General features: G+C 64.1%; 17 protein-coding genes and 1 pseudogene. 15 read left to right on the forward strand and 3 right to left on the reverse strand.

The features are described 5' to 3' along the window. Positions 1-224: lysylphosphatidylglycerol synthase domain-containing protein (locus tag IVB32_RS03380; protein ID WP_247409805.1), on the reverse strand; the 224-nt coding region annotated here is incomplete at its 3' end. Between the two features lie 223 nt (positions 225-447). On the opposite strand from IVB32_RS03380, the pseudogene IVB32_RS03385 reads away from it, so the two are divergent. From IVB32_RS03385 to IVB32_RS03430, 10 genes and pseudogenes are all read left to right on the forward strand, one after another. After that, positions 448-717, forward strand: a pseudogene (locus tag IVB32_RS03385) (UDP-glucuronate 5-epimerase); the annotation flags it as partial. Positions 718-724: 7 nt separating this feature from the next. Then, positions 725-2137, forward strand: coding sequence for a mannose-1-phosphate guanylyltransferase/mannose-6-phosphate isomerase (locus IVB32_RS03390; protein WP_247409807.1), 1413 nt, complete (start codon positions 725-727; stop codon positions 2135-2137). Positions 2138-2321: 184 nt separating this feature from the next. Continuing rightward, entirely contained in the window at positions 2322-3326 is a 1005-nt protein-coding gene (locus IVB32_RS03395; protein ID WP_247409809.1) for a Gfo/Idh/MocA family oxidoreductase, read from the forward strand. 39 nt (positions 3327-3365) lie between these two features. Next, positions 3366-4517, forward strand: a complete 1152-nt coding sequence (locus IVB32_RS03400) for a DegT/DnrJ/EryC1/StrS family aminotransferase (RefSeq protein ID WP_247364614.1) — start codon at positions 3366-3368, stop codon at positions 4515-4517. Positions 4518-4560: 43 nt separating this feature from the next. Further along, the gene (murJ, locus tag IVB32_RS03405) at positions 4561-6087 is read left to right on the forward strand and encodes a murein biosynthesis integral membrane protein MurJ (RefSeq protein ID WP_247409811.1); all 1527 of its coding nucleotides are present in this window, start codon (positions 4561-4563) and stop codon (positions 6085-6087) included. Between the two features lie 163 nt (positions 6088-6250). Further along, positions 6251-6667, forward strand: coding sequence for an SRPBCC family protein (locus IVB32_RS03410; RefSeq protein ID WP_247409813.1), 417 nt, complete (start codon positions 6251-6253; stop codon positions 6665-6667). Positions 6668-6952: 285 nt separating this feature from the next. Continuing rightward, the gene (locus IVB32_RS03415) at positions 6953-7231 is read left to right on the forward strand and encodes a DUF1127 domain-containing protein (protein WP_247338268.1); all 279 of its coding nucleotides are present in this window, start codon (positions 6953-6955) and stop codon (positions 7229-7231) included. Positions 7232-7509: 278 nt separating this feature from the next. Continuing rightward, positions 7510-9819, forward strand: coding sequence for a xanthine dehydrogenase family protein molybdopterin-binding subunit (locus IVB32_RS03420; RefSeq protein WP_247409815.1), 2310 nt, complete (start codon positions 7510-7512; stop codon positions 9817-9819). A 91-nt stretch (positions 9820-9910) separates the two neighbouring features. Next, positions 9911-10360, forward strand: coding sequence for a cytochrome c (locus IVB32_RS03425; protein WP_247409817.1), 450 nt, complete (start codon positions 9911-9913; stop codon positions 10358-10360). Between the two features lie 251 nt (positions 10361-10611). Further along, positions 10612-11907, forward strand: coding sequence for a cystathionine gamma-synthase family protein (locus tag IVB32_RS03430; RefSeq protein ID WP_247409819.1), 1296 nt, complete (start codon positions 10612-10614; stop codon positions 11905-11907). A gap of 77 nt (positions 11908-11984) precedes the next feature. On the opposite strand, the gene IVB32_RS03435 is transcribed toward IVB32_RS03430, so the two are convergent. Further along, a complete protein-coding gene (locus tag IVB32_RS03435; protein WP_007602019.1) occupies positions 11985-12401 on the reverse strand; it encodes a CHRD domain-containing protein in 417 nt (138 codons plus the stop codon). 155 nt (positions 12402-12556) lie between these two features. Here IVB32_RS03435 and IVB32_RS03440 point away from each other — a divergent pair, with 155 nt between their 5' ends. Continuing rightward, on the forward strand, positions 12557-13486 hold the full coding sequence (locus tag IVB32_RS03440) for a cytochrome c (RefSeq protein ID WP_247409821.1): 930 nt from the start codon (positions 12557-12559) through the stop codon (positions 13484-13486). A gap of 21 nt (positions 13487-13507) precedes the next feature. On the opposite strand, the gene IVB32_RS03445 is transcribed toward IVB32_RS03440, so the two are convergent. Then, positions 13508-13753: an Lrp/AsnC family transcriptional regulator gene (locus IVB32_RS03445; protein WP_007602021.1), complete on the reverse strand. Its 246-nt coding sequence runs from the start codon at positions 13751-13753 to the stop codon at positions 13508-13510. A 129-nt stretch (positions 13754-13882) separates the two neighbouring features. Between IVB32_RS03445 and thiD the strand changes: the two genes are divergently transcribed. The 4 genes from thiD (at position 13883) to IVB32_RS03465 (ending at position 17806) form a co-directional block, all read left to right on the forward strand. Beyond that, positions 13883-14683: a bifunctional hydroxymethylpyrimidine kinase/phosphomethylpyrimidine kinase gene (thiD, locus tag IVB32_RS03450; RefSeq protein ID WP_247409823.1), complete on the forward strand. Its 801-nt coding sequence runs from the start codon at positions 13883-13885 to the stop codon at positions 14681-14683. A 205-nt stretch (positions 14684-14888) separates the two neighbouring features. Next, positions 14889-15701 (forward strand): UDP-2,3-diacylglucosamine diphosphatase, encoded by an 813-nt coding sequence (locus tag IVB32_RS03455; protein WP_247409826.1) that lies wholly within the window; start codon positions 14889-14891, stop codon positions 15699-15701. A 13-nt stretch (positions 15702-15714) separates the two neighbouring features. Next, positions 15715-16758 carry a glycosyltransferase family 1 protein gene (locus tag IVB32_RS03460; RefSeq protein ID WP_247409827.1) on the forward strand — a complete coding sequence of 348 codons (1044 nt, stop codon included), beginning with the start codon at positions 15715-15717 and terminating at the stop codon, positions 16756-16758. A 64-nt stretch (positions 16759-16822) separates the two neighbouring features. Further along, on the forward strand, positions 16823-17806 hold the full coding sequence (locus tag IVB32_RS03465) for a threonine/serine dehydratase (RefSeq protein WP_247361722.1): 984 nt from the start codon (positions 16823-16825) through the stop codon (positions 17804-17806). The last annotated feature ends 16 nt before the right edge of the window (positions 17807-17822 follow it).

Genomic DNA, 17822 nt, shown 5'->3' on the forward strand with positions numbered 1-17822 from the left:
CGGCCGAGCTCGAGCGGGGCGCCGCATGCGGCGCTGATCTCGCGCCAACGCAACACGCCGACGAAGATTTGCAGGAACGTGACGGCGATCGCCAGGCCGATCCAGAACAGGCTGGTCACGGTGAAGCGCGAAAACAGTTCGGACAGATCGACCTTGCGCAGCGCCAGGTACAGCAGCGCTCCGGAAATCAGGATCTTGGCCGTCGACAGCAGGATTCGGCGCATTTCGCCCGCATGAACAAGGAGTTTGAAGCAACCCGACGCAAGGCGCCGAATTCGGCCGCTTTGGTATGGTTTTGGCGCCGATCTTGCAATAGCGGTGATCAGGAGCCCGTATGCAGGGCGGCGGGGCTATTGCGGCCCCGTCGATGTGGAGGCTAAAGAGGCGCCGCGGGCGAAAGATCGAGCGACGGATCGGGCGAAGCGGTCCTTGGGAACAGGATGAGGGATCACCGCAGATCGTCCGGCTGCCGCAAATGCGCCGTCTAAGGTCTACAATGTCGGCAATCACCACCCGGAAGAGCTGATGCACGTCGTCGGAGTTCTGGAGCCGGAGCTGGGTCGGACGGCGATCAAAGAATTGCTGCCGAGAGACCTTTTGGAAACGTTCGCGGATGTCGAGGATCTGATGCGCGATACCGGCTTTGCACCGTCAACGCCGATCGCACACGGAGTTCGTAATTTTGCCACCTGGTATCGGAACGACTTCAAGGTTTGAAATGACGATGGACAAACGCATTATCCCCCTGATCATGTGCGGCGGTGCCGGAACGCGGCTGTGGCCGGCTTCGCGCGAGGTGCGCCCCAAGCAGTTCCTGCCGCTGTTCGGCACGCGCTCGACCTTCCAGGACACGCTGTTGCGCGTCTCGGAGGCTTCGCTGTTCGATCGCCCGATCGTCATCACCAATGCCTCCTATCGCTTCATGGTGCTGGAGCAGCTCGCCGAAATCGGCATCGAGGCCGATGTGATCCTCGAGCCGATGCGGCGCGATTCCGGTCCTGCGATCGCCGCCGGCGCGGTGTTCGCGCAGAACCGCGCCAGTGAGGCGATCGTGCTCGCGCTCGCCGCCGACCACGTGGTGCAGGACAATGCCGCGTTCGTCGCGGCGTGCCGCCAGGGCCTCACTGCCGCAGGCGCCGGGCGCATCGTCACGTTCGGCGTCAAGCCGGAGCGGCCGGCGACCGAATACGGCTATATCAGCCCGGGCGAGGTCATCTCCGGCGAGGTGCACGCGGTCGCGCGCTTCGTCGAGAAGCCGGATGCCGTGAAGGCGGCCGACTACCTCAATTCCGGCTATCTCTGGAACAGCGGCAACTTCATGTTCCCGGCCAGCGTATTGCTGGACGAATACCGCAAGGTCGATGCGGCGAGCGTGGAGGCGATTTCCAATGCCGTGACCAATGCCGGCCGAGATCTCGGCTTCGTGACGCTGGAGCCCGAGGCGTTCGGCGCGGCCAAGGCGATCTCGATCGACTATGCGGTGATGGAGAAGACCGCGCGCGCCGCGGTCGTGCCGGTGTCTTGCGGCTGGTCCGACGTCGGCTCCTGGCACGCGGTGTGGGAATTGTCGGACAAGGACGCGCAAGGCAATGCTTCGCATGGCAGTGCGGTGTTCGAGGATTCCCGCAACTGCAACGTCACCACCGACTCTGCGCTGGTCGCGCTCGAAGGTGTCGACGATCTCATCGTGGTGGCGACCGCGGACGCAGTGCTGGTCTCGCGTCAGAAGGATGCCAACGGGCTGAAGCGGCTGGTCACGAAACTCAAGGCGGTCGCGCCGAAGGTCACCGAGGAGCACCTCAAGGTGCATCGGCCCTGGGGCAGTTACCAGTCGGTCGACAATGGCGAGCGCCACCAGGTCAAGCGCATCGTGGTGAAGCCGGGCGGGCGTCTGTCGCTGCAGAAACACCATCATCGCGCCGAGCACTGGATCGTGGTCCGCGGCACCGCCCGCGTCACCGTCAACGACACCGTCAAAAGCGTGCACGAGAACGAGTCCATCTACATCCCGATGGGCGCGGTGCACCGGATGGAGAACCCCGGTAAAATCATGCTGGAGCTGATCGAGGTCCAGACGGGAAGCTATCTCGGGGAAGACGACATCATCCGGATTGAAGACGACTATCAAAGGTCCTAACCAGCACACTCCGAATCACGCGACCCGGGCCAAAAGAGTGGTCTCTTCCAGAGGCTTAAGGCCCGGGAAACGTGTAACTTTTTGAATCAAATCGTGTCCGGACCGCTAGCTCCGCATTCGCCACAAATGTGGCGTCCGTGCTAGAAGCGCCCCGGGGATTTGCGTTGAATCGGGGTTTACTCAAATGAGTTCCACAGGATCTGCACCGGCAAAGGCCGGCTTGCGCGTCGGCGTCATTGGCGCCGGCGTGATGGGCAGCAACCACGCGCGCGTGCTCGCGGGTCTTCCCGGCGTCAGCCTGGTCGGCGTCGTCGATCCTTCGCCGGCACATCGCACGCGGGCGATGGAGCTTGCCAATTGCGCGAGCTTTGAGACGCTCGACCAGCTGCTGGTCGAAGGCGTCGATGCCGTCACCATTGCGGCGCCGACCCATCTGCATCACGAGGTCTCGCTCGCCTGCATCGCCAAGAACATCCACGTGATGGTCGAGAAGCCGATTGCGTCCACGGTCGCGGAAGGCCGCGAGATCGTCACGGCTGCGCAAAAGGCCGGCGTGACGCTGATGGTCGGCCATGTCGAGCGCTTCAATCCAGCCGTTGCCGCCGTCAAGCAGGCGATCGCGGGCGAGGATATTCTGTCGATCGCGATCACGCGCGTCGGCCCATTCCCGCCGCGCATGTCCAATGTCGGCGTCGTCATCGATCTTGCCGTGCACGACATCGATCTGATCCGCTGGTTCACTGAATCCGACATCGTCGAGGTGCAGCCGCAATTGTCGAGTGCGGTCGCCGAGCGCGAGGACATCGCGCTGCTCCAATTCCGCACCGCCAACGGCGTGCTCGCCCACATCAACACCAACTGGCTGACGCCGTTCAAGGCGCGCAGCGTCACGGTCGCGACCCGCGGCAAATACGTGATGGGCGATCTCCTGACGCGCCAGGTCACCGAATGTTTCGGCTTCAAGCCTGACGGCAGCTATTCGATGCGGCATCTTCCGGTCGGCCATGACGAGCCGCTCCGCGCCGAACTGATCGCGTTCCTCAAGGCCGTGCGCAACGGCGAGACGCCGGCGGTCACCGGTGACGAGGGCGTCGCCAGCCTCGAGATCGCGACGCAGTGCCTGGAAACGCCGTCGCGGCCCGCCGCCAAGTCGTCCGCCCTCAAGGGCCCGCGCCGCGTCGCCGGCTGATCCCATTCCATGTTGACCGATCAAAACCCGCAAGGCGCCATGAACCAGCATCTGCGTTCCGAACCCATTCCCTTCATCGACGTCGCCTCGCAGCGCCGCCGGCTCGGCGACTCGCTCGATGCCGCCGTGAAGCGCGTTCTCGATCATTGTCAGTTCGTCAACGGCCCTGAAGTCGCCGAGCTCGAGAAGCAGCTTGCGGCCTATTGCGGCGCCAAACACGTCATCGGCTGCGCCAGCGGCACCGACGCGATCCTGATGGTGATGATGGCGAAGAATGTCGGGCCTGGCGACGCCGTCCTGTGTCCGTCCTTCACCTTCATCGCGACCGCTTCGCCGGTGGCGCGGACCGGCGCGACGCCGGTTTATGTCGATGTTGACGAAGCGACCTTCAACATGAGTCCGGAATCGCTCAAGCGCGGCATCGCGACCGCCCGCAAAGCCGGCCTCAAGCCGGTCGCGGTGATTCCGGTCGATTTGTTCGGCCAGCCCGCCGATCACGATGCCATCGCGGAGATCGCCAAGGCCGAAGGCCTGTTCGTGCTCGATGACGCAGCCCAAGGCTTTGGCGCGAGCTACAAGGGCCGCAAGCTCGGCACGTTGGCACTCGCCACCGCGACCAGCTTCTTCCCGGCAAAGCCGCTCGGCTGCTTCGGTGACGGCGGCGCGATCTTCACCGATGACGACGAGCTCGCGGCGACGCTGCGCAGCATCCGTGTGCACGGGCAGGGCGTCGACAAATACGACAACGTCCGCCTCGGCCTGACCGGCCGGCTCGACACCATGCAGGCCGCGATCCTGATCGAGAAGCTGAAGATCTTCGACGACGAGATCGCCGCCCGCAACAAGGTCGCCGAGCGCTACGCGCGCGGTCTCGGTAATGTGGTCACCGTGCCGCGCGTGGCGCCCGGCAATACGTCGGTCTGGGCGCAGTACACGATCCGCCTTCCTGAGGGCACCGACCGCGACGGCTTTGCCGCCGCGCTGAAGGCCCAGGGCGTGCCGACGGCTATCTATTATGGCAAGTCGATGCATCAGCAGACGGCCTACAAGCAGTACCCGGTCGCAGAGGGCGGTCTGCCGGGCTGCGAGAGCCTGTCGCAGGACGTCATCAGCCTGCCGATGCATGCCTATTTGACCGAAGCCGATCAGGAGCGAATCATCGCGGCCGTGCGCGGCGCGCTTTCAACCTGAATTCGCCGTTTTGCTGCGCGAGCTCTTCCTTTAGAAGGGAACGATGCTCGGACGTATCTTCACGGTTGGTGGTTACACGCTGCTCTCGCGGCTGACGGGGTTTGCCCGCGACATCATGCTTGCGGCGATTCTCGGCGCCGGCCCCGTGGCCGACGCCTTTTTCGTGGCGCTGCGGCTGCCCAACCATTTCCGTGCGATCTTCGCCGAGGGCGCCTTCAACGCCGCCTGGGTGCCGGCCTATGCGCACGTGCACGGTGAGCGCGGGGAGGGGGCGGCAAGATTGTTCGCCGACCGCATCTTCACGCTGCTGCTGGCCTCGCAGGTGGTGCTGCTGATCGTCGCCTGGCTGTTCATGCCGCAAGCCATGAGCATTCTGGCGCCCGGCTTCTCCGAGGACGCCGAGCAGCGCAAGCTCGCGATCGAGCTGACCCGGATCACCTTTCCCTATCTGCTGCTGATCACGCTGGTGACGCTCTATGGCGGCATGCTCAACGTGATGCAACGCTTCGCGAGCGCCGCAGCCGCCTCGATCTTCCTCAACATCTCGATGATGATGACGCTGGCGCTTGCCGCCTGGTTTCCCGGCGCGGGCCACGCCGCCGCCTGGGGCGTCCTGATCTCGGGTTTTTTGCAGTATTTCCTGCTCGCCGGCGATCTCGCCCGCCATGGCGGCCTGCCGCGCTTTGCGCCGCTCAAGCTCGACGAAGACGTCCGCGCATTCTTTAAAGCACTCGGGCCGGCGACGCTGGGCTCGATGGGCACGCAGCTCGCGCTGTTTGCCGACACCATCATCGCGACTTTCCTGCCGGCGGGCGCGCTGTCGGCGCTGTATTACGCCGACCGTCTCAACCAGCTCCCGATCGGCGTGATCGGCATTGCCATCGGCACGGTGCTGCTGCCGGAGATGTCGCGGCGGATCACGGCCAACGATCATGACGGCGCGATGAAGGCGCAGCGCCGCGCGTTCGATTTCACGCTGCTGTTCTCGGTGCCGTTCGTCGCCGCCTTCCTCACCGTGCCCGACGCGATCATGCGCGCGCTGTTCGCCCGCGGTGCGTTCTCGAAAGCCGATGCCGCCGCTGCCGGCGCCACGCTCGCGGCCTATGCCATCGGCCTCATTCCTTTCGTACTGATCCGCAGCGCGGTCGCGACCTTCTACGCACGCAAGGACACGGCGACGCCGGTACGGGCATCGCTGACCGGCATCGCGGTCAACGTCGCCTTGAAAATTGCCTTGATGGGATCGCTGGCCCAGATCGGGCTTGCGCTGGCTACTGCCGTCGGCGTGTGGACCAACCTGCTGCTGGTACTGTTCTTCGCGGTGCGGCGAGGCTTTCTCGTGCCGGACCGCGCCTGGCTGTTGTCGCTCTTCAAATTCCTGCTGACCGGGATTATCCTGGCCGCCGCCTTCTGGCTCATCGCGCGCTTCAGCAGTCCTTCGTTGGGCTCGATGCACTTCCGGGACGAATTGACGCTGCTTCTGCTGGCCGTCGGAGGTACGATCGTCTATGCGCTCGCCATCCTTGCGCTGTTCGGGCGCCGCTGGCTGGTCTCACTGGTGCGGGGTTAAATTTTTCATGTTTTCAACGCATTGACGGCTCGACCTTGTCGGCACGGGCCAGTCTCGATCGTCCTTGGATGGACACATCTCGGAAGTGCGGCGGATGGACCCTGCACAATTGACGTGATGCCGTCACCTCGAGCCCGCAAAATTCGAACCAGGAGCACTGTTTATGAGGATCACCGTCGAAACCAACGTAGCAGCCCCCATCGATCAGGTCTGGCGCGCTTATACGACGCCTGCCGACATCATGAAGTGGAACGCCGCGTCCGACGACTGGCATACGACCAAGGCGACCGTCGACCTGCGAGAAGGCGGTGTCTTCTCATCGCGCATGGAGGCCAAGGACGGCAGCATGGGCTTTGACTTCGCCGGTACCTACACGAAAATCGTCGAGCACAAGCGTATCGAATACGCGTTCGGCGAGCGAAAAGCCGAAGTCGAGTTTGTGCCCGGCCCGAAGGGCATTCTGGTGCGCGTGGTCTTCGATGGCGAATTGACGCATTCGGTCGAGCAGCAGCAAGGCGGTTGGCAGGCAATCCTCGACAACTTCGCACGATACCTGGAAGCGAAGCAGACGAAGTCGTGAAGGCGTTTAGAGGGGAAAAGAGTGCCAGAGCAGGGTGCTCGCCCCAAAGATGCAACCGACGTCAACACATCTCTTGATTTTGCGCGATTGTTGTGGTAATCGCGTCGCATGATCAAATCAGTGCGCAAACTCAACCGCAACCACATGACCCGCTTCGGCCGGGCCGTGGAAGGAGTCGCGCGCTAGAAATTCGACGACGACATCTTTTCACCAGGCCCCGCCGGCATCGGACGGGGCCTTTTGTTTGGCCACGCTTCCCTGCCGGCACAACAGCAGGAGCGTCCGATGCCACCCCAACAGACGATCATGACATCCGAGACGGAGAGGCTCCCCCTCGAGCTTGCCTCGACGTGGAGCATCCCAGGCTTGCTCGCGCGATACTGGCGTGCGCTCCAGGACTGGCGCTGGCGGCACGGCCCACAAATCGCCTTGCGGGACCTGAGTGACCGGGAGCTGATGGATATCGGCCTGACGCGCGGCGAGATCGACTACTTTACGCCGGAACGGGCTATCGATGCGCTGAGAGATCGCGCGTCGCAGCCGTGGGGCCGTGGTGTGATGTAAATGATGAGCCATCCGAAGCGGACATGCGCTTTGTGAGCAAGCAGCCGTCAGCACGGCTGCTTGTTCTCAGGCGTGCACTGCGGGCGGGTTCGGCAACTATCATGCCATCAAGCGGACCGTTCCTCACGGCGAAATGACCGAGTTGCGGCGCTCCCGTTCCATCCTGCTCTGACAGGTGAGGGCGCTGGACGGTTTTCGCATGGCTAAACCCGTTTGCCTTGCCAGTTTTTCCACGGCAATATGCCGGCAAAACAACCATGAGAAACGGGACGAGAAAAATGGCGGCTCCCATCAAGTTTGGCGTTGGCCAAAGCGTGTTGCGCAAGGAGGATGACGCGCTCATCCGCGGCAAGGGTCGCTATACCGACGATTATGCGCCGCAGGCCGTGCTTCACGCCCTGATGCTGCGCTCGCCGCATGCGCATGCCAAATACACCATCGATGCGAGCCGCGCCCGCACCCTTCCCGGCGTCGCGCTGATCCTGACCGCCGATGACGTTGGGGATCTCGGCAATCTGCCCTGCCTGTTCAATCTCGAGACAGATCCCTTCACCGGCCCGCCTTACCCGATCCTCGCCAAGGACGAGGTGCGCCATGTCGGCGATTCCATCGCCTTCGTGGTCGCCGAGACCATCGACCAGGCCCGCGACGCGATCGAGGCGATCGAGGTCAAATGGAGCCCGCTGCCGGCAGTGACCGGCGTCGTCAACGCCGTGAAGAAGGGCGCGCCGCAGGTCTGGCCGGACAAGCCCGGCAACGTGCTGTTCGACGTCTCGATCGGTGACAAGAAAGCGACCGAAGCTGCCTTTGCAAAAGCGCATGCGGTGGCCGAGATCTCGATCGTCAATCCGCGCGTGGTCGCGAACTTCATGGAGACGCGCGCGGCGGTGTGCGAATACGACGCCAAGCGCGACCATCTGACGCTGACGGTCGGCAGCCAGGGCAGCCATCGCCTGCGCGATATCCTCTGCCAGAACGTGCTCAACATTCCGACCGACAAGATGCGGGTGATCTGCCCCGACGTCGGCGGCGGCTTCGGCACCAAGCTGTTTCCCTATCGGGAATACGCCCTGTTGGCAGTCGCCGCGCGAAAGCTGAAGAAGGCGGTGAAATGGGCGGCCGACCGCACAGAGCATTTCATGGGCGACGCGCAGGGCCGCGACAACGTCACCACCGCGAAGATGGCGCTGGCCGAGGACGGCAAGTTCCTCGCGATGGATTGCGACCTGATGGGCGACATGGGCGCGTATCTGTCGACCTTCGGGCCCTATATCCCGCATGGCGGCGCCGGCATGCTGCCGGGCCTCTACGACATCCAGGCGTTCCACTGCCGGGTGCGCACCATCTTCACCAACAGCGTGCCGGTCGATGCCTATCGCGGCGCCGGGCGGCCTGAGGCTGCTTACGTCATCGAACGCCTCGTGGACGCCTGCGCGCGAAAACTCGACATGACGGTGGATGCCATCCGCCGCAAGAATTTCATCCAGCCGAAGGCGCTGCCCTACAAGACCGCGACCGGCAAGGTCTACGATTCCGGCGACTTTGCCGCGCATCTGAAGCGCGCGATGGAGATCGCCGAGTGGAAGGATTTTGGCAAGCGTGCCAAGGCGGCCAAGAAGAACGGCCTGATCCGCGGCATCGGACTTGCGAGCTATGTCGAGGTCTGCGGCACCATGGGCGAGGAGACCGCCAATGTGCGGATGGACCCCAATGGCGATATCACGGTCCTGATCGGCACCCAGTCGAGCGGGCAGGGCCATCAGACGGCCTATGCGCAGATCGTTGCCGAGCAGTTCGGCGTGGCGCCCGAGCGCGTGCACGTCCACCAGGGCGACACCGATATGATCGCCACGGGGCTCGGCACCGGCGGCTCGGCTTCGATCCCGTCGGGCGGTGTCAGCGTCGAGCGCGCGACCCGCGAGCTCGGGCAGAAGCTGAAGGAAATCGCGGCCCAGGCGCTGGAAGCCAGCGCCGGCGACCTCGAGATCACCGACGGCATTGTGCGCATCGCCGGCACCGACCGCTCGATCTCGTTCGCCGATCTCGCCAAGCGACCCGGCGCGGATCTCTCGAAGCTGAACGCGAGCGCGACCTTCACCAGCGCCGACGGCACCTATCCCAACGGCACCCATGTCGCGGAGGTCGAGATCGATCCGGCCACCGGCATCATCAAAATCGTCAACTACGTGATCGTCGACGATTTCGGCATGACGCTCAATCCGCTGCTGCTGGCCGGCCAGGTCCATGGCGGCGCCATGCAGGGCATTGGCCAGGCGCTGATGGAGCAGGTGGTCTATGGCGCGGGCGACGGCCAGCTCGTCACCGCGACCTTCATGGACTACGCGCTGCCGCGCGCGGCGGACGGGCCGGCCTTCGTGTTCGAGACCGCCAACGTTCCGTGCAAGACCAATCCGCTGGGGGTGAAGGGGGCGGGCGAGGCCGGCGCGATCGGATCCTGCCCGGCCGTCGTCAACGCCATCGTCGACGGGCTCTGGCGCGAATACAAAATCGACCACATCGACATGCCGGCGACTCCGGAACGGGTGTGGATCGCCATCAACGAGCACCATCGCCGTCACAGCCTCTAAGCTGCGACCTCCCACGGCGGGAATAAACGCCCGTCGCCGGGTTCTATCCATGATGGCGCACCCCAAACTCTACGAGCGGAGAAACAAACCGATGAAACGGATGATGATTGTTGTGGGCATCCTCTCGCTGGGTGCGGGCGCCGTGATGGCGCAGCAGGAGATTGCCGTGCAGCAGGACAATCTCATGCGCTCGATCGCCAAGAACCAGTATGGCATCATCCAGAAGATGACGAAGGGCGATATCCCCTACGATCAGAAGGCCGTCGATCAGGCCATTGCCAGCATCGAGGCCGACGTCGCCAAGATCGCAAAGACCTTCGAGGTCAATCCCAAGCAGGACGTGGTGAACGCCACCTACGGTGCTTCAGCAAAAGTCTGGCAGAACAAGGCCGATTTCGACTCCAAGATTCCGCCGGTGCAGAAGGCGATCGCCGACGTCAAGGGCAAGATCAGCGATGTGGCGAGCCTGAAGGCCGCCTACACGGCTATCAACGAGCGCTGCAACGACTGCCATGAGACTTATCGGGTCAAGTTGAAGTAGCGGTCGGATTGCGCTTCGCTCCATCCGCGCTACTGTTGAGTCGAGAAAGGGCGGTTGCGAAAGCAGCCGCCTTTTCGGGAAATTCTATCCGCAAGGCCTGACGGATCGCTGCCGGAGCAGCTATCTTTGCTCCAGCCGCCGCGGCATTGGCGTGAGCTTTTGACCCTGACGCATCTCGCTCCTGACTGCGTCACGACATCAGGAGTTCCAACCCACGGCGAGTGCCTCAATCAGCAACAGCGAGACAAGCCATGGTAAAACCGTTCCCGTCGAAGACGCACATCGGCAACCATATGCTGCATCCGGAAACGCTGATGCTGACCTATGGCTACGATCCGCAATTGTCGGAAGGCGCCGTCAAGCCGCCGGTGTTCCTGACCTCGACCTTCGTGTTCAAGACGGCCGAGGACGGACAGGACTTTTTCGATTTCGTCTCCGGCCGGCGCGAGCCGCCGGAAGGGATGGGCGCGGGCCTGGTCTATTCACGCTTCAATCACCCCAACAGCGAAATCGTCGAGGACAGGCTCGCGATCTACGAGCGCACCGAGAGCTGTGCGCTGTTCTCGTCCGGCATGGCGGCGATCGCGACCACGACCCTGGCGTTCGTCCGCCCCGGCGACGTCATTCTACACTCGCAGCCGCTCTATGGCGGCACGGAAACGCTGCTGACGAATACGTTTGCGCGTCTGTCGATCGGCGCCGTCGGCTTCGCCGATGGCGTCGATGAAGCCGTGGTCAGCCAAGCCGCGGAGGAGGCCATGCGCAAGGGCCGGGTTTCGATGATCCTGATCGAAACTCCGGCCAACCCGACCAACGGGCTGGTGGACATCGCGATGATGCGGCGCGTTGCCGAGACCATCGGAAAGACGCAAGGACACGTTCCGATCATCGCCTGCGACAATACGCTGCTCGGGCCGGTGTTTCAGCGACCGATCGAACACGGCGCCGATATTTCCCTGTACTCGCTCACGAAATATGTCGGCGGTCATTCAGATCTGATCGCGGGCGCCGCGCTCGGCGCGAAGGCGGTGGTGAAAGGGATCAAGGCGCTGCGGGGCGCCATCGGCACCCAGCTCGATCCGCATTCCTGCTGGATGATCAACCGCTCGCTCGAGACGCTGAGCCTGCGCATGGAAAAGGCGGATGCGAATGCGCGCCTCGTGGCGGACTATCTGCGCGATCATCCCAAAGTGGCCAAGGTGCACTATCTCGGTCATCACGACGCGGCGTCGCCGGATGGACTTGTATTTGCGCGGCAATGCTCGGGGGCAGGGTCCACGTTCTCGTTCGACATCGTCGGCGGCAAGGCCGCGGCGATGAAGTTCCTCAACGCGCTGCAGATCCTCAAGCTGGCGGTGAGCCTTGGTGGAACGGAGTCGCTTGCGAGCCTGCCTGCCACCATGACTCATTCCGGCGTTCCCGCCGACATCCGCCGGAAGATCGGCGTGCTCGATTCCACGATCCGGCTGTCGATCGGCATCGAACACCCGTCGGATTTGATCGCCGACCTCGCGCAGGCGCTGAACGCAGCCGAACCTGAGGTGTGACGCCTGCGCCAGCGCTACGCGGAATCGAAAAGGGTGGCTGCGATGGCAGCCGCCCTTTTTGTTGGTCTGTGCGAAGCTTACTTCGTCACCTGACCGCGGATCTCGCCGCCCGGATTGGCCGCGGTGTGGATGTTGACGTAGAGCTTGCCGCCGAGCAGATCGGCGGCCTGCGCGTCGGTCAGTGTCGCCGAGCCCTCGGCCGGGCTGGTGGCAGCGCCTGGGATCGGGATCGCAACGCCGGCGTTCTTGCCGGGCTCGGCAGGTCCATGGAAATGGGCGGCGGTGGCGGGGCCGGACAGGCCGGAATAGGTGACCTTCCAGGACAGCTTCTTGCTGGCGGCGTCGTAATCCAGATCGGCCGTTCCGGTGCCGCTGCTGGTCGTTGCGGGGACCTCGGATTTGGCGTCGAGCGTTGCTTTCAGCTTTTCCGCGCTGGCCGAACCCGCAAAAGCAACGGCGCCAAGCACTGACATGGCGATGACGATCTTGTTCATGATTTTTCTCCCTGCTGAACCCGTTTGGGCTGCCAAACTTCCAACAGCCGGCATTGCAGTTTATTCCCGTTTCAAGCCGCGGTGGGCTAAATTCTTCGTGGCTGGAGCCGCGAGGACATCGGTCATAAGCTTCGCCGCGACGACGAAAGGACCGCATGTTGCGACGAACAATCCCCGTGGCGCTGCTCGCCGCACTCGCCGCGGCCGGCGTCTATTGGTGGCTCAGCGCGCCGGTGGGGGCGGCCGCCGGCACCGCGCCTGCCCGCGTCCCTGATCTTGTCAATGGCCAGGTGATGTTCAACGCCGGCGGCTGCGCCTCATGCCATGCCGTCCCCGACCAGCCCGATCGTCTCAGGCTCGGCGGCGGCGTCGCGATCAAGTCCCCGTTCGGAACGTTCTATGCGCCGAACATCTCCTCCGATCCGACCGATGGCATCGGCAAATGGAGCGAGGCCGAATTCGTCAATGCGGTGATGCACGGAGTCTCGCCCGACGGACAGCATTATTTTCCGGCCTTTCCTTACACGTCCTATCAGCACGCCAGGCGCGAGGACGTGCTCGATCTCTTTGCGTACCTGAAAACGCTGCCGGCCGTCGCAGGCAAGGTGCGCGACCACGACGTGCCCTTTCCGTTCAACATCCGGCGCAACGTCGGCATCTGGAAATTCTTATTTCTGGATGGCAAGCCCTTCGTCGCCGACAGCGCGAAGTCACCGCAGTGGAATCGTGGCGCCTATCTCGTCAACAGTTTTGGCCATTGCGCGGAATGCCACAGCCCGCGCAACGGGCTTGGCGGCATCACCGCCGCACAACGCTTCGCCGGCGGTCCCAATCCGGAAGGCGAGGGATGGGTGCCTAACATCACCCAGAAGGGCCTCGGCGAGTGGAGCGCGAAGGATATTGCCTATGTCCTGAAGACCGGCGAATTGCCCGACGGCGACAGCGTTGGCGGCGCGATGACGCGGGTGATCAAGAACACCTCGCAATTGCCGGACGACGATCTCGCGGCGATGGCGGACTATCTCAAATCGCTGCCGCCGGTGGACGGTCCGCCCCGCCCCAAGCGCAAGGAGGGCGGCGCCTAATCGGGCCCCCTTTTCCGACGGTCAACTCGCGCCAAACGCCTTGAAGGTGATGATGGTGAGGGTGTCCTGGATGCCGGGTAGCACCTGCACCTTCTCGTTGACGAAGTGGCCGATATCGGTGTCGTTGTCGACGTAGAACTTCACCAGCAGATCGTATTGACCGGCCGTGGAATAGATCTCGGAGGCGATCTCGGCCTCGGCAAGCGCATTGGCGACCACATAGGACTGGCCGAGCTTGCATTTGATCTGGACGAAAAAGGGAACCATCGCGGTCACTCCGAAAGCATATCTGACGGCTAATAGGCCAAACCCGACCGGATTTAGCAAGCGAACTTGCTGGGTTGAGGCAGGCGCGCTAGGACGGGCCATGGCTTTGAGAACGCTGAAAGTCGCCCCATGATGACGCCTGTCGCGCTGACCATTGCCGGCTCCGATTCGAGCGGCGGCGCCGGCATCCAGGCCGACCTGAAGACCTTCGCCGCGCTCGGCGTTTTTGGCGCGTCCGCCATCACGGCGCTGACGGCGCAGAACACCCGTGGCGTCACCGGCATTCACGCGGTGCCCGCCGAATTCGTCACCGCGCAGATCGACGCGGTGTTTTCCGATCTCGAGGTCGGCGCGGTCAAGATCGGCATGGTGGCGCAAGCGACCAGCATCGATGCGATTGCGGCCGCGCTGTCGCGCTGGGTGCCCCGGCATATCGTGCTCGATCCCGTGATGGTGGCGACATCGGGTGATCGCCTGCTCGCGTCCGAAGCGGTCGACGCCCTGCGCATCAAACTGATGCCGCTGGCCTCGGTGATCACACCCAATCTGCCCGAGGCCGCGGCTCTGCTCGGCGAACCGGTCGCGGCCAGCGAGGCCGAGATCGAGAGCCAAGGGCGCCGGCTGCTGGCGCTCGGCTGCCGGGCGGTCCTGATCAAGGGCGGGCACGGCGAGGGCGCCGAGAGCATCGACTATCTCGTCAATGCCAGGACGACGATCGCGCTCGCCGCGCCGCGCGTTGCCACTCGCAACACCCATGGCACCGGCTGCTCGCTGTCCTCGGCGGTCGCCGCCGGGCTCGCCAGGGGCGAGGATCTCGAGCGTGCCGTGCGCAACGCCAAGACCTGGATCAGCGCGGCGATCGCGGCCGCCGACCGCTTCAGCGTCGGCCACGGACACGGCCCGATCCATCATTTCCACAAATTTTACTGAACGCCGCTCGCGAGCGCGCCGCCACTAGTCCTCCCGCTATGCAGCTCCGGGTTCTTGCGGAGGCCGCTGCGACGCCATGTCGCCTGATTGTCGCATGCGACTGATATTCGCGGGGTGGGCGAGGCAAGCGCGATTCGTATCCGAGGGTGCCTCAAGGGTTCAATTGGTCATCCCCCTGTCACGGGACATTGTTACAGGCTGGCGCATGGGAAGCTACGATGTGAGTGACGAGAGCCCGGAGCGGCGCTTTCGCACGTTGTTCATCTCCGACGTTCATCTCGGAGCCCGCGGTTCTCAAGCCGACCTTCTGCTCGATTTCCTGCGTTTCCATGATGCCGACACGATCTATCTCGTCGGCGATATCGTCGACGGCTGGGCGCTGAAATCGAGCTGGCATTGGCCCCAATCGCACAACGACCTCGTGCAGAAGCTTTTGCGCAAGGCGCGCAAGGGCGCCAAGGTCATCTATATCCCCGGCAATCACGACGAGTTCCTGCGCAACTATTACGGCACGCATTTCGGCGGCATCGACGTGGTCGAGAACACCGTCCACATCGGCGCGGACGGCAGGCGTTATCTCGTCATCCACGGTGACATCTTCGACCTCGTGGTGCAGAACGCACGCTGGCTCGCCCATCTCGGCGACAAGGCCTACGATTTCGCGATTCAGCTCAATCGCTTCGTCAACTTCTTCCGGCGCATGTTCAAGGTGCCGTATTGGTCGCTGTCGCAATGGGCCAAGCAGAAGGTCAAGAACGCCGTCAACTATATCGGCGCATTCGAGCAGGCACTCGCTGCCGAGGCACGGCGCCACGACGCCGACGGCGTGATCTGCGGTCACATCCATTACGCGGTGATCCGCGACGAGGGCGGAATCCGCTACATGAATTGCGGCGACTGGGTCGAGAGCTGTACGGCGCTGGTCGAGCACGACGACGGCCATTTCGAGATCATCATTTGGGCGGACCAGGCCGAGAAGCCGGCACAGGTCCCGCAGGTCGCAGCCAGAGCTGCATGACAAAGGCAGCCTGATGCGCATCCTGGTCGCGACCGACGCCTGGCACCCGCAAGTCAACGGTGTGGTTCGGACGCTGACCAAACTTGCCGACGCCGCCAAAAGTCTCGACGTCGAATTCTCGTTCCTGACGCCACAATCGTTCCGCACCTTTGCGATGCCGAGCTATCGGGACGTGCGGGTGGCCATGCCGCGCCCGGGCAGAATCGCGAAGCTGATCGAAGAGGCGCGCCCGGACAGCATCCACATCGCGACGGAGGGGCCGATCGGCCTGATGGTCCGCCGCTATTGCCGGCAGCGCAAGCTGCCCTTCACGACCAGCTTCCACACCCGCTTTCCCGAATATGTCCGCGCCCGCGTGCCGGTGCCGGGCTCGCTGATCTGGCGGGCGCTGCGCCGATTCCATAGCCCCAGCCGCGCCGTGATGGCGGCGACGCCGGCGCTCGCCAGTGAGCTGACCGAGCGCGGCTTCGACAATGTCGTGCTGTGGCCGCGCGGCGTCGACCCCCATCTGTTCCATCCCCGCGCGATTGATCTCTGCCTGCCGGCGCCGGTGTTCCTCTCGGTCGGCCGCGTTGCCGTGGAGAAGAATCTCGAGGCGTTCCTCGACCTCGAGCTGCCCGGCACCAAGGTGATCGTCGGTGACGGCCCGGCGCGTGTCGCGCTGGAGGAGGCCTATCCGGACGCGATCTTCCTCGGCGAAAAGCACGGCGAGGAGCTGGCGGACATCTATGCTGCGGCCGACGTCTTCGTATTTCCGAGCGAGACCGACACGTTCGGCCTGGTCCTGCTCGAAGCGCTGGCGAGCGGCCTGCCGGTCGCGGCTTTCCCGGTGAAGGGCCCCCGCGACGTGATCGGCGATGCGCCGGTTGGCGCGCTCGATCACGATCTGCGCAGCGCCTGCTTTGCCGCGCTCGACATCTCCCGGCAGGACTGCGTGGAATTCGCCGCCACCTACACCTGGGAGGCCTCGGCCCGGGCTTTTATCGGCAGCATTTTGGCGGTCGGCGCCGTGATGCCCGGCCGGAACGGGGCAGAACCGGCGCGATTCGTCGCCTGAGGGGAAGAAGCCCCTCGCGCGGAGATGCCTTGCCCGCGCCTCATCCGGCGCGATAACATCAGGCATGACAGAACAGCTTCTCCCGATCGGCCCTGCCGATATCGACGCCGCAGCACGCGTGATCGCACCTTTCGCCGTCCGTACCCCGCTGTTGTCCTTTCCCGTGCTCAACGAGCGTGTCGGTGCAAAGGTCTATCTCAAGCCGGAGATGCTCCAGCGCACCGGCTCGTTCAAGTTTCGCGGCGCCTTCAACAAGGTCGCCTCGATCCCGCAGGACAAGCGCGCCGGCGGCGTGGTCGCGTTCTCCTCCGGCAACCATGCCCAGGGCGTGGCGGCGGCGGCAAAGATCCTCGACATGCAGGCGACCATCGTGATGCCCGCGGATGCGCCGTTGTCGAAGCGCGAGCGCACCAAATCCTACGGTGCCGAGGTCGTGCTGTACGACCGCGACCGCGACGACCGCGAGGCGATCTCGCGCGGCATCGCGGAGAAGCGCGGCGCGACGCTGGTCAGGCCCTATGACGATCCCTTCGTGATCGCCGGCCAAGGCACCGCCGGCCGCGAAATCGCCGAGGACATGGCGGCGCTCGGCCTCAGCCCCGACATCGTGGTGGCGCCAGCCTCCGGTGGCGGCCTGATCGCCGGCGTTGCAACGGCTGTGAAGGCGCGTTTTCCGCTGGCCGAGATCGTGGTGGCCGAGCCCGACGCGTTCGACGATCACGGCCTGTCGCTGACCGCGGGCCACCGCGAGCCGCACGCACCCGCCGGCCGCACCATATGCGATGCGCTGATGGCCCTGATCCCCGGCGAGATGACGTTTGCGATCAACAGCAAGCTGCTCGCGCGCGGCGTCACCGCCTCGGACAAGGAAGTCGGCGCGGCCGTCGCGTTTGCCTATCGCGAGCTGAAGCTCGTGGTCGAACCGGGCGGAGCGGTCGGCCTGGCCGCGCTGCTTGCGGGACGACTTGATGTTGCCGGCAAGAACGTCATCATCGTGCTCTCCGGCGGCAATGTCGACGCCGATCTGTTTGCCGAGCTGGTGGCCTGATATTCTAATCTTCTGA

The organism is Bradyrhizobium sp. 23, assembly GCF_023073295.1.
Lineage (GTDB): Bacteria > Pseudomonadota > Alphaproteobacteria > Rhizobiales > Xanthobacteraceae > Bradyrhizobium > Bradyrhizobium canariense_D.

Bases quoted from the DNA above. Each gene is read 5' to 3' on its own strand.
- IVB32_RS03390 (WP_247409807.1), top strand. From the start codon at position 725: ATGGACAAACGCATTATCCCCCTGATCATGTGCGGCGGTGCCGGAACG.
- IVB32_RS03395 (WP_247409809.1), top strand. From the start codon at position 2,322: ATGAGTTCCACAGGATCTGCACCGGCAAAGGCCGGCTTGCGCGTCGGC.
- IVB32_RS03400 (WP_247364614.1), top strand. From the start codon at position 3,366: ATGAACCAGCATCTGCGTTCCGAACCCATTCCCTTCATCGACGTCGCC.
- murJ (WP_247409811.1), top strand. From the start codon at position 4,561: ATGCTCGGACGTATCTTCACGGTTGGTGGTTACACGCTGCTCTCGCGG.
- IVB32_RS03410 (WP_247409813.1), top strand. From the start codon at position 6,251: ATGAGGATCACCGTCGAAACCAACGTAGCAGCCCCCATCGATCAGGTC.
- IVB32_RS03415 (WP_247338268.1), top strand. From the start codon at position 6,953: ATGCCACCCCAACAGACGATCATGACATCCGAGACGGAGAGGCTCCCC.
- IVB32_RS03420 (WP_247409815.1), top strand. From the start codon at position 7,510: ATGGCGGCTCCCATCAAGTTTGGCGTTGGCCAAAGCGTGTTGCGCAAG.
- IVB32_RS03425 (WP_247409817.1), top strand. From the start codon at position 9,911: ATGAAACGGATGATGATTGTTGTGGGCATCCTCTCGCTGGGTGCGGGC.
- IVB32_RS03430 (WP_247409819.1), top strand. From the start codon at position 10,612: ATGGTAAAACCGTTCCCGTCGAAGACGCACATCGGCAACCATATGCTG.
- IVB32_RS03435 (WP_007602019.1), bottom strand. From the start codon at position 12,401: ATGAACAAGATCGTCATCGCCATGTCAGTGCTTGGCGCCGTTGCTTTT.
- IVB32_RS03440 (WP_247409821.1), top strand. From the start codon at position 12,557: ATGTTGCGACGAACAATCCCCGTGGCGCTGCTCGCCGCACTCGCCGCG.
- IVB32_RS03445 (WP_007602021.1), bottom strand. From the start codon at position 13,753: ATGGTTCCCTTTTTCGTCCAGATCAAATGCAAGCTCGGCCAGTCCTAT.
- thiD (WP_247409823.1), top strand. From the start codon at position 13,883: ATGATGACGCCTGTCGCGCTGACCATTGCCGGCTCCGATTCGAGCGGC.
- IVB32_RS03455 (WP_247409826.1), top strand. From the start codon at position 14,889: ATGGGAAGCTACGATGTGAGTGACGAGAGCCCGGAGCGGCGCTTTCGC.
- IVB32_RS03460 (WP_247409827.1), top strand. From the start codon at position 15,715: ATGCGCATCCTGGTCGCGACCGACGCCTGGCACCCGCAAGTCAACGGT.
- IVB32_RS03465 (WP_247361722.1), top strand. From the start codon at position 16,823: ATGACAGAACAGCTTCTCCCGATCGGCCCTGCCGATATCGACGCCGCA.